An 18,311-nucleotide genomic window follows, 5' to 3' on the forward strand; every position below is an offset into this window, starting at 1 on the left:
CGTTGAAACCTTCAAGGACCGCTACAAGGTTGCCGACATTCCCGGCCTGCCGCGTTTCAACGGCGGCCTGGTCGGCTACTTCGGCTACGACTGCGTGCGTTATGTGGAAAAGCGCCTGGGCGCCAGCCCCAACCCGGACCCGCTGGGCGTGCCGGATATCCTGCTGATGGTGTCCGACGCGGTGGTGGTATTCGACAACCTGGCGGGCAAGATGCACGCCATCGTGCTGGTTGACCCGGCCGAGGAGCAGGCCTTCGAACAGGGCCAGGCACGCCTGCAAGGCTTGCTCGAAACCCTGCGTCAGCCGATCACCCCGCGCCGTGGCCTGGACCTGAGCGGCCCACAGGTCGCCGAACCGGAGTTCCGCTCCAGCTATACCCGTGAGGATTACGAGAACGCGGTCGGCCGTATCAAGGAATACATTCTGGCCGGTGACTGCATGCAGGTGGTGCCGTCACAGCGCATGTCGATCGACTTCAAGGCTGCGCCTATCGACCTGTACCGCGCGCTGCGCTGCTTCAACCCGACGCCGTACATGTACTTCTTCAACTTCGGTGACTTCCATGTGGTCGGCAGCTCGCCCGAGGTACTGGTACGTGTCGAGGACAACCTGGTCACCGTGCGCCCAATCGCCGGCACCCGCCCGCGCGGCGCCACCGAAGAGGCCGACCGCGCTCTGGAAGACGACCTGCTGTCGGACGACAAGGAAATTGCCGAGCACTTGATGCTGATCGACCTGGGCCGCAACGACGTGGGCCGTGTGTCTTCGACCGGCAGCGTGCGCCTGACCGAGAAGATGGTCATCGAGCGTTATTCCAACGTGATGCACATCGTCTCCAACGTCACCGGCCAACTGCGTGAAGGGCTGACGGCGATGGATGCACTGCGGGCGATCCTGCCGGCTGGCACCCTGTCGGGTGCACCGAAAATCCGCGCGATGGAAATCATCGACGAACTGGAGCCGGTCAAGCGTGGAGTTTACGGTGGTGCAGTCGGCTACTTTGCCTGGAACGGCAACATGGATACCGCGATTGCCATCCGTACTGCCGTGATCAAGGACGGTGAACTGCATGTGCAAGCCGGTGGTGGCATTGTTGCCGACTCGGTACCGGCGCTGGAATGGGAAGAAACCATCAACAAGCGCCGAGCGATGTTCCGCGCGGTGGCGCTGGCCGAGCAGACGTTGACCAAATAAATGGATTGGGGCCGCAATGCGGCCCCATCCATTCAGAAGTCCACGCTCACCCCCAGGCTCACCCCCTGCTGCGTCAACTCATCACTCTTGCGCCAGTTGTAGTTCCCACGCACATGCACCCCCGCCACCAGTTCATGGCTCACCCCAAGGCTCGCTCGGGTCAGGTCGCTGTGTGGCGTATACCCGGTCAGGGTGAAGTCATTGGCCGGCAAGCGGGTCAGGTGCATCGTCACATCCTGCTGGTCGTCCTCGAACTCGTGTTCCTGCGCCACCTCGGCGAACAACCGGGTACTTGGCATTACCTGCACACTACCCAGCAACCCCACGCCTAGCCGACGTGACGTGCGTTCCTGGTCATCGAAGCCCAGTGCCGTCGAGCGCCCGCTTTTCTCGTCGTAGCCATCCACTTTCACCCGCGCATAGTCGGCACTGATGAAGGGTGCCAGCTGCCAGTCGCTGCTGTCGGCCGCCAGGTTGTAGCCCAGGCGCCCGGACATCGCCCAGGCCTCGCCGTCGGTGTCGCCCTTTTCGCTACGGCCATTCACGCCCAGGGCGAAGGTGCGTTTCAGGTCACTGTAGTCCAGGTGCCCGGCGGTCAGCGCGGCATCGGCCCACCAGCGGTCCTGGCGGTATTGGGCAAAGGCACTGGCCAGGTAGCTGTTCAGTTTGTAGTCCGAGTCTTGGTCGCCGACTTCCAGCTTCTGTCGGTATGCACCACCGGCGAGGCCCACGCGCCAGGCGTCGTTCAGGCGATAGCTGCCGCCCACAGTCAGGTTGTAGCCACGTCCATCGCCGCTGGCCGCGCTGTGCTGGCCGTCGAAGTCCAGGTCCTGGGCGCCAGTGGCGACAAAGGCTTGCCACTGACCTACGGCTTGCCAGGGTGTCTGCCACTGGTTGCGCAATTCATCCTGGTGGGCGCGCAGGCTGGCATGGGCCATTTCTGGCAGCAGGGTCAGCTCCCAAGGTGCGGAAATGATCGAATAGGCGTAGTCGGCAATCAGTTGCTGGCCCGCGATGGTCGGGTGCACCGAGTCGTTGAACAGTAGTTTGGTTGGGTCGGGGGTGGTGCCGGTGATGCCATATACCGGGTTGGCCACACAACCTTCGCCGCTGTAGCAAGTACCGACCAGGTTCTGATCGCTGGCGAGGCCGAACTGGTTGGGGCTGGCCAATGCCTCGCTCAGCAGCAAGGGAACGTTCAGCGGGATGATCTCGGCATCGATCTGCCCCAGTTGGCTGAGCAGCGACTGGTTGAAGGCGCTAGACAGCAATGACAGCGGGTTTTGTTGTGGCGTACCACTGAAGTTCGGTGTTTGGCCGAGGTCGGGCAGCAGCCAGACCATGATGTAGCGGGCGCCGCCTTGTTGCAGGGCCTGGGCGCTGGCAGCCAGGCGGGCGCCAGCGGCGATGGCATCGGCCGGGCTGTTGACCAGGCCCTGCAGGAAGTCATTGCCGCCGCCGGTCAGGTAGTACAGCGCGTTGGGGTCGGCACGCAGGCCATTGGCCAGGTAGCCCGGCTTTTCACGCAGTACCTGCCCGGCGCCGGTGCGCCCCGGTGGGATGACTGTTTCGGATGTGCTGGTGATCGAGTCCAGGATCTGTTGGGTCGTGTAGCCGCCGACTGCCCAGTTGTTGCCGTCGGGAAGCCCTAATGCCGGGTTGAGAGGCGAGGTAGAAGGACCCAGCTCGATCGGGCTCACCCCCAGCCGTCCGCCCAGGATCATTGGCGACACGGGGGCATAATTGCCATCGGCATCGCGGTTGGTAAAGCGCATGCCGCCGAACTGCCCGGCGTCACTGAGGCTGTCACCAAACACGATCAAGGTGGAATAGGGCGAGGGGGCAGCGAATGCCTGGCTGCAAGCTAAGGCCAGTGAAGCGAGAGTAAAGCGCAATAACGGGGCTTTTCGCATCAGGGAACATCCTTTTCTTTGTTTTTATTGGGACAACCCCATCGACCTTAGCAAATCGCTGTGCATCGCTCCCAAGTCCATTCGTTTCCCCGTGTTTACGGGCATATTGCGCCCGTCGCCCCGGTAGGCTACTGTGCCGGGACGTATGAGCGAGACCTATCCTGTGTTGATCGTCAGCAAACTCTTGATGCGCGTAATCAAGGCCCACGCCCGTTGGCGTTGGCGCGCCTGACTTTATCCCCTGCCGGCCCGTCCGGCCCGCCCCCGTTTGCCTTCCCGTTTACCGCCCTTTGTGGCAAAGCCGCGCCTGTGGCTGGTGCTGGAAGGTTCGAATTCTGAAGTCAGTAGATTCAAGAGGTTTAACACCATGTTACTGATGATCGACAATTACGACTCATTCACTTACAACGTCGTTCAGTACCTTGGCGAGCTGGGCGCCGAGGTCAAGGTCATTCGCAATGACGAAATGACCATCGCCCAGATCGAAGCCCTCAACCCTGAGCGCATCGTCGTATCCCCAGGCCCGTGCACGCCAAGCGAGGCGGGCGTGTCCATCGAGGCTATCCTGCATTTTGCCGGTAAGCTGCCGATCCTCGGCGTATGCCTGGGTCACCAGTCCATCGGCCAGGCTTTTGGCGGCGACGTGGTACGTGCACGCCAGGTCATGCATGGCAAGACCAGCCCGGTACATCACCGCGACCTGGGCGTGTTCGCCAGCCTTAACAACCCGCTGACCGTGACCCGTTATCACTCGCTGGTGGTAAAGCGCGAGACCTTGCCCGACTGCCTGGAGGTGACCGCCTGGACTGCCCATGAGGACGGTTCGGTCGATGAGATCATGGGCCTGCGCCATAAAACGTTGAATATCGAAGGGGTACAGTTCCACCCCGAGTCGATCTTGACCGAGCAGGGCCACGAGCTGTTCGCCAACTTCCTCAAGCAGACCGGCGGCCGCCGCTAAGGATCGAACATGGATATCAAGAGCGCGTTGGCCCGTATCGTCGGCCACCTGGACCTCTCTACCGAAGAAATGCGCGATGTCATGCGCCAGATCATGACCGGCCAATGCAGCGAGGCGCAGATCGGCGCCTTCCTGATGGGTATGCGCATGAAAAGTGAAAGCATCGACGAGATTGTCGGTGCGGTGTCGGTGATGCGTGAGCTGGCCGACAAGGTTGAACTCAAAAGCCTCGATGGTGTGGTCGACATCGTCGGCACCGGCGGCGATGGCGCCAATATCTTCAACGTCTCCACTGCTTCCGCGTTCGTCCTGGCGGCGGCGGGTTGCACCGTCGCCAAGCACGGTAACCGCGCGGTGTCCGGCAAGAGCGGCAGTGCCGACTTGCTGGAAGCGGCCGGCATCTATCTGAACCTGACGCCAACCCAAGTGGCCCGCTGCATTGACAGCCTGGGCATCGGCTTCATGTTCGCGCAAAGCCATCACTCGGCGATGAAGCATGCCGCTGGCCCGCGTCGCGAGCTGGGGTTGCGCACCCTGTTCAACATGCTCGGCCCGCTTACGAATCCGGCCGGAGTGAAGCACCAGGTGGTCGGCGTGTTTGCCCAGGCCCTGTGCCGCCCGTTGGCCGAGGTACTGCAGCGTCTGGGTAGCAAGCATGTGTTGGTGGTGCACTCGAAGGACGGCCTGGATGAGTTCAGCCTGGCTGCACCCACCTTCGTTGCCGAACTGAAGAACGACGAAATCACCGAATACTGGGTCGAACCGGAAGACCTCGGCATGAAGAGCCAGAGTTTGCATGGCCTTGCCGTCGACAACCCGCAGGCGTCGCTGGAGCTGATCCGCGATGCGCTGGGCCGCCGCAAGACCGAAAACGGCCAGAAGGCTGCGGAAATGGTCGTGCTCAATGCGGGCGCGGCACTGTATGCCGCCGATCATGCAATGACCCTGGCTCAAGGTGTGGAGCTGGCCCACGACGTACTGCACACCGGGCTGGCCTGGGAGAAGCTGCAGGAACTGGGTGCCTTTACTGCAGTATTCAAGGTGGAGAACGAAGCATGAGTGTGCCGACAGTGCTGGAAAGGATCATTGCTCGCAAGTTTCAGGAAGTGGCCGAGCGCAGCGCGCGCGTCAGCCTTGCCGAGCTGGAGGCCCTGGCCAAGGCCGCCGATGCTCCGCGTGGCTTTGCCAACGCGCTGATCGAGCAGGCCAAGCGCAAGCAGCCGGCGGTGATTGCTGAAATCAAGAAGGCCTCGCCGAGCAAAGGCGTGATCCGCGAGCACTTTGTGCCGGCGGAAATCGCGGTCAGCTACGAGAAGGGTGGCGCTACCTGCCTGTCGGTGCTGACCGATGTCGATTACTTCCAGGGTGCCGATGTGTACCTGCAGCAGGCTCGCGCAGCAGTTTCCTTGCCGGTAATCCGCAAGGACTTCATGGTCGACCCTTACCAGATCGTCGAAGCCCGGGCCTTGGGCGCGGACTGCGTGCTACTGATCGTGTCGGCGCTGGACGACGTAAAGATGGCCGAACTGGCCGCCACTGCCAAGGATGTCGGCCTTGATGTGCTAGTGGAAGTGCACGATGGCGATGAGCTGGAGCGCGCGTTGAAAACCCTCGACACGCCGCTGGTTGGGGTGAACAACCGTAACCTGCACACCTTTGAGGTGAGCCTGGAAACCACCCTCGACCTGCTGCCGCGCATTCCGCGTGATCGCTTGGCGATTACCGAGAGCGGTATTCTCAACCGAGCGGACGTGGAACTGATGGCGATCAACGAGGTTTACTCGTTCCTGGTCGGCGAAGCATTCATGCGTGCCGAACAGCCAGGCCTGGAACTGCAACGGTTGTTCTTCCCAGAACAGGTGAAGAAAACTGTACAGCCATTGGACTGATCAAACGAAGCCGGCGTTCTTGCCGGCTTTTTTGTATGCCTGTAATGGCCCTTTCGCGGGTAAACCCGCTCCCACACAGGATGTTCACCGCCTGTAGGACCTGTGATATCCCCGTGGGAGCGGTTTTACCCGCGAAAGGGCCATCAACAACAATATCAAAGGTGGATCAATGAGCGATCAACCCCTGGCCTTGACCGTCGAACAAGGCCTGCACGCCGAACAGGAACTGCTGGCCGCCGTCTGCCGTGGCGAACGCGAGAGTGGCGTGCTGTTCTGGCGGCCGACCGATCACGCTCTGGTCATGCCTCGACGCATGAGCCGGCTGGACAACTTCGAGGCCGCCTGCGCGGAGTTGGCAATTGCCGGCTGGCCGGTACTGTTGCGTGAAACGGGTGGTGAGCCGGTGCCGCAGTCGCATTCGACGGTAAACGTTGCACTGGTCTACGCCGCCCCGCGCAGTGAAGGCGACCACGGTCGCATCGAAAATGCCTACGAGCGCCTGTGCCTGCCGCTGTGCGATGTGCTGCGCGAGTGGGGCGGGGTAGCATCGGTGGGGGAAATCGACGGGGCCTTCTGCGATGGCCGCTACAACGTCAACCTCAATGGCCGCAAACTGGTGGGCACCGCCCAGCGCTGGCGCCAGGGTTTGGGGGGCAAGCGCCCGGTGGTGCTGGTGCACGGTGCGCTGCTGCTGGACAACGAGCGTGAGTCGATGGTGGCGGCGGTCAACCGCTTCAACGAATGCTGCGAGCTGGAGCAACGCTGCCGCGCCGATGCGCACATTGCCTTGCACGAAGTGGCGCCCGCGGTGCCCTGGTTCGAGCGCCTTTCACAGGCCTACGCCAAGGTGCTGGCCGAGCTGCCCAAGGACTAGCGGGTACCGTAGACCACCATGGTCTTGCCTTTCACCTGTACCAGGCTGCGCTCTTCGAGGTCCTTGAGGACGCGGCCGACCATTTCCCGCGAGCAACCGACGATACGGCCGATTTCCTGCCGGGTAATCTTGATCTGCATGCCATCGGGATGGGTCATGGCGTCGGGTTGCTTGCACAGTTCCAGCAGGCAACGGGCTACTCGACCGGTCACGTCGAAGAATGCCAAGTCGCCGACTTTGCGCGTAGTGTTGCGTAGGCGCTGGGCCATCTGGCTGCCCAGGGCGTAGAGAATTTCTGGGTCCTGGCGCGCCAGTTCGCGAAACTTCTCGTAGCTGATTTCGGCCACTTCGCACTCGGTTTTGGCGCGCACCCAGGCACTGCGCTGCTGTTCGCCCTCGACGGGCTCGAACAGGCCCAGCTCGCCAAAGAAATCGCCATTGTTAAGGTAGGCGATGATCATTTCATGGCCGTCATCGTCCTCGATGAGGATGGTGACCGAACCCTTGATGATGAACGACAGAGTCTCGGCCCGGTCGCCGGCGCAGATGATGTTGCTTTTGGCGGTGTAGCGGCGGCGCTGGCAGTGCACCAGCAACTTGTCGATGTTCTTGATCTTGGCGGGTAGGGCGGAGGCAACCATCACGAAATCCTGTTCGATACGAGGCATAGGCTTTTTTTAGAGGTTGGCTGACGGCAAGCGCCAGTCATTTGGCGCCAGCTTATCAGACACTACGGGATGTTTCGGTATTAAACCGACACGTCTCGTGCTTTTCCCACAGCCGCACAAGGTCTAAGCTGACACCCTTTTCCGAAAATCAGGAGTCCGGGTAGATGAAGGCACGTATCCAGTGGGCCGGTGAAGCAATGTTTCTCGGCGAGTCGGGGAGCGGCCATGTCGTCGTGATGGACGGCCCGCCCGAGGCCGGCGGTCGCAACCTGGGTGTGCGCCCGATGGAAATGCTGTTGCTGGGCCTGGGTGGTTGCAGCAGTTTTGACGTGGTGAGCATTCTGAAAAAGTCGCGCCAGGCGGTGGAAAGCTGCGAGGCGTTCCTGGAGGCGGAACGCGCCAGCGAAGACCCGAAGGTGTTCACCAAGATTCACATGAACTTCGTGGTGAAAGGGCGTGGGCTGAAAGAAGCGCAGGTCAAGCGGGCGGTGGAGCTGTCGGCAGAGAAGTACTGCTCGGCTTCGATCATGCTCGAGCGTGCCGGGGTTGAGATTACCCATGGCTACGAGATTGTAGAACTGGGTTAAAGCTGAGATTTTGGGGCCGCCTCGCGCCCATCGCGACACAAGGCCGCTCCTACAGGGGAACGCGTACTTCCTGTAGGAGCGGCCCCGACACTATCAGCTCCGAAGCGCGGGCAGTGCAGCTTGCACCCACCCCGGCAACCACCTTCGCATCACTTGGCTCAACCGCTCCCGCCGCTTCTGGTAAACCAGCCCCAGCCAGATAACCCCCAGCCCGATCAAGGTCACCACCACCGGGAACAGCAGCGACTCGGCAAACACCTCGTACGACAGGTACCCCAGGTAAGCCGCCACCCCCAGCGCACCAAACACCATGAACACCGGCCGGCGCAGCAGCACCGCCATGCCCATCAGCACAATGTTGATCAGGCAGTACAGGGCCTTGCCCAACTCACTGCCACTGTCCACCAGTGTCAGTCCGCCCCAGAATGCCGCCAGCCCGGCCAGGTAGCCCCAGCGGGCGTAGTCCTCACGCGTGCGGCCGTCTATCACCAGGAACACCACCAGCAAGGCCAACCCGAACCACAGCGAAACCTCTCGGCGCTGCTCCCAGCTGAACGGTGAGCCGAAGAACCACTCGCTCAGGTCCATCGACATGAACCACAAGGCCACGGCTATCGGTATGACCACAAACGGGTAGGGGATCAGCCGCAACATCAGCAATCCGGCCAGCACCGTGGCCGCTTCCATCGCCAGCCAGCCGCCTTGCACGTAGGTGTAGTACTGGTGGTAGTTGGCCTGGGCGTCGTCCAGTGGCCACCAGCCTGCCAGGCGTTCGATGGCGAACACTGCCAGCGGCACGATGCTGACCGCCACTGCTGCCAGTACCCCGGCAGCTACCGGTTGGGCGCGGCGCTGCAGGTTGAGGGCGAACAGGGTGATCAGCAGGATGTAGAGGGTGGCGATGATCAACAGCGCGCCATCACCGATGCTCATCCAGGCCTCGGTGAGCAACCAGCCCATGGCCGCCATGATCAACATGGCGCCAAAGTAGAAGGCAACATGGGCCAGCTGAAAACTGCCACGTGGTGCCGGTTGCTGGCGCAGGAATGCCAACAAGGTCTGGTCCTGGCCCGGTTGGAGAATGCCAGCGTGTACTGCGCGTGCCAGGTCCTTGGCGTCGAAACGGTCCGTCATGGTGATGCCTTCAGATGCGGTAGGTGCTCTTGGTCATGACCTTGGCCAGCAAGCTCATGCCAAAACGGACCGGAGCCGGGAAGCGATAACCACCGGCTTCCAGTGCAGACTCGGCGTGCTGCTCTTCGTCGATGCGCATCTGCTCGAGAATGGCCCGGGATTTTTCATCTTCGTGCGGGATCTGCTCCAGGTGCTCGTCGAGGTGCTTGCACACTTGATGCTCGGTAGCGGCGACGAAGCCCAGGCTGACCTTGTCGCTGACCAGCCCGGCGAGTGCGCCGATGCCGAACGACATGCCATAGAAAAGAGGGTTGAGCACACTCGGGTGGCTGTTCAGCTGGCGAATCCGCTGTTCGCACCAGGCCAGGTGGTCGATTTCTTCCTCGGCGGCATGCTCCATGGCCTTGCGCACTTCGGGCAGCTTGGCGGTCAGTGCCTGGCCCTGGTACAGCGCTTGGGCGCAGACTTCACCGGTGTGGTTGATGCGCATGAGCCCGGCAATGTGGCGGGATTGTTGCTCGTCCAGGTCGGCGTCTGGCTGGATGATGGCCGGCGATGGGCGGGCGGGTTGGCCGCTGAAGGGCAGCAAGGTGCGCATGGCGGTATCGGCCTGCAGCAACAAGCGGTCGAGCGGCGAGTAGTGACGTTCGGTAGCCATCGGGCACCTCCGCAAGAATGTGCCCGACAGTTTACCGCAATAGCAGCGGGGTCGCTTGCCGTGGATCAGCCCGGTGGCCAGTTCATCTGGCGCTGGCCAAGCACGTGCATATGGATGTGGTAGACCGTCTGGCCGCCTTTCGGGTTGCAGTTCATGACCACGCGGAAGCCCTCTTCGCAGCCTTGCTCGACCGCTAGACGTTGGGCAGTGAAGAGGATGTGGCCAGCCAGGGCCTTGTCTTCTTCGGTCAGGTCATTGAGCGTACGAATGTGCTTTTTCGGGATGACCAGAAAATGTACCGGTGCCGCGGGTGCAATGTCCTTGAAGGCCAGGATCTGGTCGTCTTCGTAGATGATATCCGCCGGGATTTCCCGGTTGATGATTTTGAGGAATAGATCGTCCACAGCACTTGCTCCATGGTGAGGGTCGGGCCGAGTGTACTCAGCCGGGCGCCGCTCGCCCAGTGGCTATTCCATGCCGACCGGGCAATAGCGGCGGTGGATGGCCCCGGCCAGCTTGCGCACCAGCCAGCGTGGCAGCAGGCGCGGGGCGAATGCCAGCCAGCGGTTGCGCCGGCCAGGCATGATCAGCGCGCGGTTCTTGTCCAGTGCGCGGACGGTGTACAGCGCTACTTCCTCGGGGCTGAGGCAGCGTGGTTTGCCGTCGAGCCGCGCAATGCGCCGGCGCGCGGAACGCACTGGGCCGGGGCACAGTACCGAGACCTTGATGCCGGTGCGCTTGAGCTCTTCGCGAAGCGCCTGGGAAAAACTCAGTACATACGCCTTGCTGGCGGCATAGGCTGCCATCCACGGGCCGGGTGCCATCCCGGCCAGGCCGGCGACGTTGAGGATCTGCCCGCCGCCCTGCACGGCCATCAGGTTGCCGATGGCGTGGCACAGGCGGCTCAGGGCCAGCACGTTGACCTCCAGCAGGTCTTGCTCGTCGGCCCACTCATGGGCCAGGAACGGCCCGTAGGTGCGTAACCCCGCGCAGTTGACCAGCAGGTCGATACGCCGTTCGCCTTCTTCCAGTTCCAGTACGAAGCCAGACAGGCGCAGCGGCTGGCTGAGGTCGCAGGCGCGGAACAGCACCTCGACCCCGAAGCGCTGGGTAAGCTCGATGGCTACAGGCTCCAGTGTTTCTCGCTGACGTGCTACCAGGATCAGGTTGCGCCCACGCCGTGCCAGCGCTTCCGCCAGGGCCAGGCCCAGGCCGCTGGAAGCACCAGTGATCATGGCGTAACGGGTCATGCAAGGCTCCTGGGGGCTAAAGAGGGCGCCTAGTGTACAGCTTGGCCGGGCAAGGTGTTGCCTTTTGCTACAAGGTGCGGATGCGCAGAACCTGGCAGCGCTCCAAGGCTTCCCGGTACTCCTTTTGGAGCCGTTCGATCAATTCAGTGGTGCTGGGCAGGTCATGGATTTCGCCGACGCCCTGGCCCGCCGACCATACGGTCTTCCAGGCTTTAGCCTCGTCGTCGATCGGCTTGAGCTTGCCTTGCTCGTGGCCGCTCTTGAGGGCATTCATGTCATAGCCGGCCTGCTCCAGGCTCGAACGCAGGAAGCTGGCAGGGATGCCGGACACTGCCGGGGTGTGGATGATGTCGGCGGCATGGGCATCGAGCAGCATCTGCTTGTAGGCATCCTGGGCGTGGCTTTCTGCGGTGGCGATGAAGCGCGTGCCCATGTAGGCCAGATCGGCGCCCAGCAATTGTGCCGCGAGGATTTCGTGGCCGTGGTTGATGCAACCAGCCAGCAGCAGGGTCTTGTCGAAAAACTGACGAATTTCCGCTGCCAGGGCGAACGGGCTCCAGGTGCCGGCGTGGCCACCCGCACCTGCGGCGACGGCGATCAGGCCATCGACACCTGCTTCGGCGGCTTTCTCGGCATGGCGGCGAGTGGTGACATCGTGGAACACCAGGCCGCCATAGCCATGCACGGCGTCGACCACCTCCTTTACCGCCCCCAGGCTGGTGATGACGATCGGCACGCGATGTTCTACGCACAAGGCCAGGTCGGCCTGCAGGCGTGGGTTGGTCGGGTGCACGATCAGGTTGACGGCATAGGGGGCTGGCGCCTGCAATTGCGTCAGGCCCGCCTCGATCTCCTCCAGCCAGGCCTTGAAACCGGCGCTGTCGCGCTGGTTAAGGGCCGGGAAACTGCCGACCACACCGCTGGCGCAGCAGGCCAGCACCAGTTTGGGGTTGGAGATCAGGAACATCGGCGCCGCGACCACAGGCAGGCGCAAGCGTTGTTCGAGCAAGGCAGGTAACGACATGGCAAGGCTCCTTGAGCGGGTGGCTATGTCAGAACGGTTTGACCACCACCAGAATTACGATACCCAGCAGGAACAGCACGGGCACTTCGTTGAACCAGCGATAGTAGACGTGGCTGCGGGTATTGGTGCCGCTGGCGAAGCGTTTGCGTTGGGCACCGCATACGTGATGGTAGCCGGTCAGCAGGATCACCAGGGTCAGCTTGGCATGCAGCCAGCCTTGGCTCAGCCAGCCGGGGGTGAGGTACAGCATCCAGGCACCGAACACGTAGGTGGCGATCATCGCCGGGTTCATGATGCCGCGGTACAGCTTACGCTCCATGGTGATGAAGCGTTCCTGGCTGATGCTGTCCTGGCTCTGGGCGTGGTAGACGAACAGCCGCGGCAGGTAGAACAGGCCGGCGAACCAGCAGACCACGCTGACGATGTGCAGCGCTTTGATCCATAGGTAAAGCATGGAGGGAGTTCCTTCAGGTATTCACGGTCGTCAGATAGTAGTGGGCAAGCGCCCGAAGGGTCACCCGAAGAGTTGTTACAGGCGCCTTGCGCCCCTATTATCGTGCGCTTTCCAGACGGCTCGTTGATAAGGGGCAAGCGTTATGATCAAGGTCGGTATCGTCGGCGGCACGGGTTACACCGGCGTCGAACTGTTGCGTCTGCTGGCACAGCATCCACAGGCCGAAGTGGCGGTCATCACTTCGCGCTCCGAGGCGGGCGTGGCGGTGGCGGACATGTACCCGAACCTGCGCGGCCATTATGACGGGCTGGCCTTCAGCGTGCCCGACAGCAAGGCCCTGGCTGCTTGCGATGTGGTGTTCTTTGCTACCCCGCATGGTGTTGCCCACGCCCTGGCAGGTGAACTGCTGGCGGCTGGCACGAAGGTGATCGACCTGTCGGCCGACTTCCGCCTGCAGGATGCCGCCGAGTGGGGCAAGTGGTATGGCCAGCCGCACGGTGCGCCAGAACTGCTCAAGGATGCGGTGTACGGCCTGCCTGAAGTCAACCGCGAGAAGATCCGCCAGGCACGCCTGATCGCGGTGCCGGGTTGCTACCCGACCGCAACCCAGTTGGGCTTCCTGCCGCTGCTGGAAGCGGGCCTGGCCGACCCGTCGCGCCTGATCGCTGATTGCAAGTCGGGTGTCAGCGGTGCTGGCCGTGGTGCTGCGGTCGGTTCGCTGTTCTGTGAGGCTGGCGAAAGCATGAAGGCCTACGCAGTGAAAGGTCACCGTCATCTGCCTGAAATCAGCCAGGGCCTGCGCCTGGCTGCTGGCAAGGACATCGGCCTTACCTTCGTGCCGCACCTGACGCCGATGATCCGGGGTATCCACGCCACCCTGTACGCGAATGTTGTCGATACGTCGGTCGACCTCCAGGCGTTATTCGAAAAGCGTTATGCCGACGAGCCGTTCGTCGACGTGATGCCCGCTGGCAGTCACCCGGAAACACGCAGCGTGCGCGGCGCCAACGTCTGCCGCATTGCCGTTCATCGCCCGCAGGGTGGTGACCTGGTGGTGGTGCTGTCGGTAATCGACAACCTGGTCAAGGGGGCCTCTGGCCAGGCGGTACAGAACCTCAACATCCTGTTCGGCCTGGATGAGCGCATGGGCCTGTCCCATGCCGGCTTGCTGCCTTAATCACCCTGCGTTCGAAAAAGGCCCGCGTCGTGCGGGCCTTTTTGCATGTCGCGACTAAAGCCGCACAATTCTTGACCGATTTTCTCGGGAAAGCGGATAATGCGCGTCATCGAGTTTTATGGCGGCTACCGCGCCGGGAGAATCAACATGAGCGTCGAAACCTTCACCCCTACCGGTCTGGAGTTTACCCATGGGGCAGCCCAGAAGGTGAAGAACCTGGTCAATGAGGAAGGTAATGAACGTCTGAAGCTGCGGGTGTTCGTGACCGGTGGCGGTTGCTCGGGCTTCCAGTACGGCTTCACTTTCGATGAAGACGTGGCCGAAGACGACACCATTGTCGAGCGAGAGGGCGTTTCCCTGGTGGTCGACCCGATGAGCTTTCAGTACCTGGCCGGCGCCGAAGTGGACTACCAGGAAGGCCTGGAAGGGTCGCGCTTCGTCATCAAGAACCCGAATGCGGCCACCACCTGTGGTTGCGGGTCGTCGTTCTCGATCTGAGGCCTGGCCAAAACGAAACGCCGCGCAATTGCGCGGCGTTTTGCTTTCTGGCGTAGCGATTATGCCGGGTAGATTGCGCCCAATACCCGCAGGCCCTTGGCTGCAGTGACGCTGGGGCGGTTGGCGGCGATGCCCTCCAGGCAGCAGTGGGCCAGCCAGGCAAAGGCCATGGCCTCGACCCAGTCAGGATCTACGCCATGGGCGCCGGTGCTGGCGACACGGGCCCTGGGCAGCAGCTGGGCGAGGCGGGCCATCAGGGCGCCGTTACGTGCGCCACCCCCGCACACCAACAACGCTTCGGTGCCCTGCTGGGCACTGCTGAGTGAGTCGATGATGCTGCGAGCGGTAAGCTCCAGCAACGTCGCCTGTACATCTTCGTCCTGGTAAGCGGGCAGGCGCGCCAGGTGGCCATCCAGCCAAAGCAGGTTGAACACCTCGCGGCCGGTGCTTTTCGGGCCGCTACCGGCGAAGAATGGGTCGGCGAGCAATGCGTTGAGCAAGCCAGCCTGTACCACCCCCGAGGCCGCCCAGGCACCGTCGGCATCGTAGGCCTGGCCGCGCTTGCGTTCGATCCAGGCATCCAGCAGCACGTTACCGGGGCCGCAGTCGAAGCCGTGAACCGGCTTGTCCTGTTCGATCAGGCTCAGGTTGCTGAAGCCGCCCACGTTCAGGATCGCCAGGCGCTGGCCCAGGTGCCCGAACAGGGTTTCGTGAAACGCCGGTACCAGCGGCGCACCTTGGCCACTGGCAGCCACATCACGCCGCCGGAAGTCGGCAACCACGCTGATACCGGTAAGCTCGGCGAGCAGCGCCGGGTTGCCGATCTGCACGGTAAACCCGCGTGCGGGTTCGTGGCGGATGGTCTGACCGTGGCTGCCGATAGCGCGAATGGCACTGGCCTGGAGCCCCTGACGGGCCAGCAACTGGCGGATACCATCGCCCGCCAGGCTGGCCCAGCGGTTTTCTGCCAATGCCGCACGTGCGATCTCGTCAGGGCCACTGCTGCACAGAGCAAGCAGTTCCTGACGCAGGTCACTGGGCATGGGCAGGTAAAGGGTGGCGAGCAGTTCAAGCTGCTCGCTTTGTTCGATCAAGGCGATGTCCAGCCCATCGAGGCTGGTGCCGGACATTACCCCCAGGTAGAGCGCCATGGTTTAGCGCTTGTTCGCTGCGAGCAGAGTGGCCTTTTCCTGATCCATGCGGGCGATCAGCGGCTGACTCTGCTGCAGGAAGCGCTGGCGCTCGTTCTTGGCGATCGGGTCGGCCATTGGTACCTTCTGGCTCAGCGGGTCGACGTGCACACCGTTGACCTGGAACTCGTAGTGCAGGTGCGGCCCGGTGGACAGGCCGGTGGTACCGATGTAGCCAATGATCTGGCCCTGCTTGACCGAACTGCCGGTCTTGATGCCCTTGGCAAAGCCCTGCATATGGCCGTACAGCGTCTTGTAGCGGTTGCCGTGTTGGATGATCACGGTATTGCCGTAGCCACCACGGCGCCCGGCCAGTTCGATGCGGCCGTCACCGGCAGCCTTGATCGGCGTACCGCGCGGGGCAGCGTAGTCAACGCCTTTGTGGGCGCGAATCTTGTTCAGGATTGGATGCTTGCGGCCAGCGGAAAAGCGCGAGCTGATGCGAGCGAAGTCGACCGGGGTACGGATGAAGGCCTTGCGCAGGCTGTTGCCGTCTGCGGTGTAGTAGGTACTGTTGCCCTGCTTGTTGGTATAACGCACGGCGGTGTAGGTTTTGCCGCGGTTGGTAAAGCGGGCGGACAGGATGTTGCCGGTGCCGACGACCTTGCCGTCCATCACCTTCTGCTCGTAGACCACGTCGAACTCGTCGCCTGGGCGAATATCCTGGGCAAAGTCGATGTCGTAGCCCAATACGCGAGCCATGTCCATGGTCATGCTGTGGGACAGGCCGGCACGCTGGGCCGAGGCCGACAGCGAGCTCTTGATCACACCGTGGGCGTAGGCGGTACGCACCACCGGCTTGCTGATTTCACGGTTGAAGGCATAGCCCTTGGCGGTCTTGGTCAGGCGAATGGTTTCGAGGTTGCTGACCTTGCTGTGCAGGCTGGCCAGTTGGCCATCCTTGTCGAGTTCGAACTGCAGCACTTGACCGTGCTTGAGCTGGCTGAACTGCTTGGCCTGCTTGTTACTTGCCAGCACGTCATGCACGGCATTGGCCGGCAGCCCAACCTTGGCGAACAGCGTGGACAGAGTATCGCCACGGGCCACGGTAACCTCGCGGTGGCCAGGTTCCTTGGCGGCTTCTGCGACGGGTTCGGCGGTGGGGGTTTGCTGTTCGGCCTTCTGGGTTTCGGGGGCAGCGTCCTCGATCTGGGCGAACGGCGAGCCTTGCTCTCCTTCTGCCTGCACCAGCGGCGCTGCGCGGGATTCGTCTTTCAGTTGCTCGGCAGGGCTTTCCAGCTCGAGGTTGAGGGTGGTTTTCTTGGCTTCCACTTCGCTGGAGGGAAATACCAGCAAAGCCAGGCTGAGCAGGGCGGCGATGCCGCTGGCGGCCAACAGATGGCTCTTCGGATAAAGCGGGGGCGCTTTAGGCGGTTCGTTGGTCATGGGCAAGGTGACTTTGAAAAAGGTGAAATGGAAAAGATGAATGACATGATGAAGATGAAATAACTGTATAAAATATAACCAAATCCATTTTCACGCAAGGGCGCGTAGACGCCGCAAACCTGTGTCCGGGTCACATTCCTTTGCGAAACTTGTAATTGACGGCCGATCTTGTATGGTTGGCTCCCCCTGAATCTGAGCCTTGCGGGTTTGTCTATGAAGTCGGTTGAAGAGCAGCTGGCGCTTATCAAGCGCGGTGCGGAAGAAGTACTGGTCGAGTCGGAACTGGTGGAGAAGCTCAAGCGCGGCCAGCCTCTGCGCATCAAGGCCGGCTTCGATCCGACCGCACCTGACCTGCACCTTGGCCATACGGTGCTGATCAACAAGCTGCGCCAGTTCCAAGAACTGGGTCATCAGGTCATCTTCCTTATAGGTGACTTCACCGGCATGATCGGCGACCCCAGCGGCAAGAGTGCCACGCGCCCGCCGCTGACTCGCGAGCAGGTGCTGGACAATGCCGAGACCTACAAGCAGCAGGTGTTCAAGATCCTCGACCCGGCCAAGACCGAGGTCGCGTTCAACTCCACCTGGATGGACAAGCTGACCCCAGCCGACTTCATTCGCCTTGCGTCGCAATATACCGTTGCGCGCATGCTCGAGCGCGATGACTTCGACAAGCGTTACACCACCAACCAGCCGATTGCCATCCACGAGTTCCTCTACCCGCTGGTGCAAGGCTACGACTCGGTGGCGCTGAAGGCGGACGTCGAGCTGGGTGGCACCGACCAGAAGTTCAACCTGTTGATGGGGCGCGAACTGCAGCGCGCCTATGGCCAGGAAGCGCAGAACATCGTCACCATGCCGCTGCTCGAGGGGCTTGATGGCGTGAAGAAGATGTCGAAGTCGCTGGGTAACTATGTAGGTATCCAGGAAGCGCCGGGGGTTATGTACGGCAAGCTGGTATCGATTCCCGATACCCTGATGTGGCGCTACTTCGAGCTGCTGAGCTTCCGTTCGATGGAGGAGATCGAGCAGTTCCGCGCCGACGTCGCCAAGGGTGCCAACCCGCGGGACATCAAGATCAAGCTGGCAGAAGAGATCGTTGCGCGCTTCCATGGTGAAGAGGCTGCCGCCAATGCTCACCGTGCTGCGGGTAACCGCATGAAGGAAGGCGAGCTGCCGGAAGACCTGCCGGAGATCGAAGTGGCTGCGTCGGAAGACCTGCCGATCGCTGCCGTGCTGAACCGGGCTGGCCTGGTGAAGAACTCGGCACAGGCGCGTGACTTGCTGAATGGCGGTGCGGTGAAGGTTGATGGTGCGGTGGTCGACAAGGACTTCATGTTTGTCCTCGGTGCTACTCACGTGTGCCAGGCGGGGAAGAAGTCGTTTGGCCGGGTTACCCTTAAGGCCGAGTGATCGTCTGGTGGTGTAGCTATATAGAAGCGGGGAGGCCGTC

At 62.1% G+C, this 18,311-nt stretch carries 19 protein-coding genes; 9 read left to right on the top strand and 10 right to left on the bottom strand.

Annotation, left to right across the window (positions count from 1 at the left end; translation table 11 throughout):
* Positions 1–1,195: anthranilate synthase component I (trpE, locus tag APH42_RS24915; RefSeq protein WP_060494464.1), on the top strand; the 1,195-nt coding region annotated here is incomplete at its 5' end.
* Positions 1,196–1,227: 32 nt separating this feature from the next.
* On the opposite strand, the gene estP is transcribed toward trpE, so the two are convergent.
* Positions 1,228–3,108, bottom strand: a complete 1,881-nt coding sequence (gene estP, locus APH42_RS24920) for an esterase EstP (protein ID WP_060494465.1) — start codon at positions 3,106–3,108, stop codon at positions 1,228–1,230.
* A 367-nt stretch (positions 3,109–3,475) separates the two neighbouring features.
* Between estP and APH42_RS24925 the strand changes: the two genes are divergently transcribed.
* The 4 genes from APH42_RS24925 (at position 3,476) to APH42_RS24940 (ending at position 6,832) form a co-directional block, all read left to right on the top strand.
* A complete protein-coding gene (locus tag APH42_RS24925; RefSeq protein WP_060494466.1) occupies positions 3,476–4,069 on the top strand; it encodes an aminodeoxychorismate/anthranilate synthase component II in 594 nt (197 codons plus the stop codon).
* Positions 4,070–4,078: 9 nt separating this feature from the next.
* Positions 4,079–5,128 (top strand): anthranilate phosphoribosyltransferase, encoded by a 1,050-nt coding sequence (trpD, locus tag APH42_RS24930; RefSeq protein WP_060494467.1) that lies wholly within the window; start codon positions 4,079–4,081, stop codon positions 5,126–5,128.
* On the top strand, positions 5,125–5,958 hold the full coding sequence (trpC, locus tag APH42_RS24935; RefSeq protein ID WP_012270216.1) for an indole-3-glycerol phosphate synthase TrpC: 834 nt from the start codon (positions 5,125–5,127) through the stop codon (positions 5,956–5,958). The genes trpD and trpC overlap by 4 nt, the downstream gene beginning before the upstream one ends.
* Positions 5,959–6,127: 169 nt before the next feature.
* Positions 6,128–6,832: a lipoate--protein ligase family protein gene (locus APH42_RS24940; protein WP_012270217.1), complete on the top strand. Its 705-nt coding sequence runs from the start codon at positions 6,128–6,130 to the stop codon at positions 6,830–6,832.
* On the opposite strand, the gene crp is transcribed toward APH42_RS24940, so the two are convergent.
* A complete protein-coding gene (gene crp / locus APH42_RS24945) occupies positions 6,829–7,473 on the bottom strand; it encodes a cAMP-activated global transcriptional regulator CRP (protein WP_012270218.1) in 645 nt (214 codons plus the stop codon). The two genes, APH42_RS24940 and crp, sit on opposite strands and share 4 nt — an antisense overlap.
* Positions 7,474–7,664: 191 nt before the next feature.
* Here crp and APH42_RS24950 point away from each other — a divergent pair, with 191 nt between their 5' ends.
* Positions 7,665–8,087 (top strand): OsmC family protein, encoded by a 423-nt coding sequence (locus APH42_RS24950; RefSeq protein ID WP_004376171.1) that lies wholly within the window; start codon positions 7,665–7,667, stop codon positions 8,085–8,087.
* Between the two features lie 93 nt (positions 8,088–8,180).
* Here the strand turns inward: APH42_RS24950 and APH42_RS24955 are convergent, their stop codons facing one another.
* From APH42_RS24955 to hemJ, 6 genes are all read right to left on the bottom strand, one after another.
* Positions 8,181–9,221: a hypothetical protein gene (locus APH42_RS24955; protein WP_060494468.1), complete on the bottom strand. Its 1,041-nt coding sequence runs from the start codon at positions 9,219–9,221 to the stop codon at positions 8,181–8,183.
* Between the two features lie 10 nt (positions 9,222–9,231).
* Positions 9,232–9,879, bottom strand: coding sequence for a 2-polyprenyl-3-methyl-6-methoxy-1,4-benzoquinone monooxygenase (gene coq7, locus APH42_RS24960; protein ID WP_012270220.1), 648 nt, complete (start codon positions 9,877–9,879; stop codon positions 9,232–9,234).
* A gap of 65 nt (positions 9,880–9,944) precedes the next feature.
* Positions 9,945–10,283 carry a histidine triad nucleotide-binding protein gene (locus APH42_RS24965; RefSeq protein ID WP_003255518.1) on the bottom strand — a complete coding sequence of 113 codons (339 nt, stop codon included), beginning with the start codon at positions 10,281–10,283 and terminating at the stop codon, positions 9,945–9,947.
* A gap of 63 nt (positions 10,284–10,346) precedes the next feature.
* Complete coding sequence (locus APH42_RS24970) at positions 10,347–11,129, bottom strand: SDR family oxidoreductase (protein ID WP_060494469.1); 783 nt, start codon at positions 11,127–11,129, stop codon at positions 10,347–10,349.
* A gap of 67 nt (positions 11,130–11,196) precedes the next feature.
* Positions 11,197–12,153: a nitronate monooxygenase family protein gene (locus tag APH42_RS24975; protein ID WP_012270222.1), complete on the bottom strand. Its 957-nt coding sequence runs from the start codon at positions 12,151–12,153 to the stop codon at positions 11,197–11,199.
* A gap of 28 nt (positions 12,154–12,181) precedes the next feature.
* On the bottom strand, positions 12,182–12,607 hold the full coding sequence (hemJ, locus tag APH42_RS24980) for a protoporphyrinogen oxidase HemJ (protein ID WP_012270223.1): 426 nt from the start codon (positions 12,605–12,607) through the stop codon (positions 12,182–12,184).
* A 142-nt stretch (positions 12,608–12,749) separates the two neighbouring features.
* On the opposite strand from hemJ, the gene argC reads away from it, so the two are divergent.
* Together argC and erpA are read left to right on the top strand one after the other, a co-directional pair.
* Entirely contained in the window at positions 12,750–13,784 is a 1,035-nt protein-coding gene (gene argC / locus APH42_RS24985; RefSeq protein WP_012270224.1) for an N-acetyl-gamma-glutamyl-phosphate reductase, read from the top strand.
* A 147-nt stretch (positions 13,785–13,931) separates the two neighbouring features.
* Positions 13,932–14,282, top strand: a complete 351-nt coding sequence (gene erpA / locus APH42_RS24990; protein ID WP_003255511.1) for an iron-sulfur cluster insertion protein ErpA — start codon at positions 13,932–13,934, stop codon at positions 14,280–14,282.
* Positions 14,283–14,341: 59 nt separating this feature from the next.
* Here erpA and APH42_RS24995 read toward each other — a convergent pair whose 3' ends face one another.
* Complete coding sequence (locus APH42_RS24995) at positions 14,342–15,433, bottom strand: anhydro-N-acetylmuramic acid kinase (protein ID WP_060494470.1); 1,092 nt, start codon at positions 15,431–15,433, stop codon at positions 14,342–14,344.
* Between the two features lie 3 nt (positions 15,434–15,436).
* The gene (locus APH42_RS25000; protein ID WP_012270226.1) at positions 15,437–16,858 is read right to left on the bottom strand and encodes a peptidoglycan DD-metalloendopeptidase family protein; all 1,422 of its coding nucleotides are present in this window, start codon (positions 16,856–16,858) and stop codon (positions 15,437–15,439) included.
* A 213-nt stretch (positions 16,859–17,071) separates the two neighbouring features.
* Between APH42_RS25000 and tyrS the strand changes: the two genes are divergently transcribed.
* Complete coding sequence (gene tyrS, locus APH42_RS25005) at positions 17,072–18,271, top strand: tyrosine--tRNA ligase (RefSeq protein WP_012270227.1); 1,200 nt, start codon at positions 17,072–17,074, stop codon at positions 18,269–18,271.
* Positions 18,272–18,311: the final 40 nt, after the last annotated feature.

This window comes from Pseudomonas sp. NBRC 111140 (genome assembly GCF_001320885.1).
Taxonomy (GTDB): Bacteria; Pseudomonadota; Gammaproteobacteria; order Pseudomonadales; family Pseudomonadaceae; genus Aquipseudomonas; species Aquipseudomonas putida_P.